This is a genomic window from Pseudomonas sp. Pseusp97 (assembly GCF_047304025.1).
Classification (GTDB): domain Bacteria; phylum Pseudomonadota; class Gammaproteobacteria; order Pseudomonadales; family Pseudomonadaceae; genus Pseudomonas.
In genome coordinates, this window is record NZ_JBGLYK010000529.1 from 1 (window position 1) to 284 (window position 284).

A 284-nucleotide genomic window follows, 5' to 3' on the forward strand; every position below is an offset into this window, starting at 1 on the left:
CAGGATCTTCGCGCCATTGGCGCGGGCGCCGGTGCAGAGGATCAGCTTGCGGTAGTCCAGCCGCCAGCCGCGCTCGACATCTTCCAGCAGCAGGCCGCGCTCGCCGGCCAGGGCGACCACGCGCGTGCCGTTGTGAATCCTGATGTTGGCGCAGGCGGCCACCTGCTCGCGCAGTTCGACGGCGGCGCGCGGCAGGTGCGCGTTGGGGCCGTCGCGCCAGATCTGTCCGCCGGGCAGCGGATTGTCGTCGAGGATGACGATGCTCGCGCCGCTCGGTGCGGCGG

General features: G+C 72.2%; 1 pseudogene. It reads right to left on the reverse strand.

Annotated elements, in window-relative coordinates:
* Positions 1-284, reverse strand: a pseudogene (locus ACCC94_RS30215) (FAD/NAD(P)-binding oxidoreductase); the annotation flags it as partial.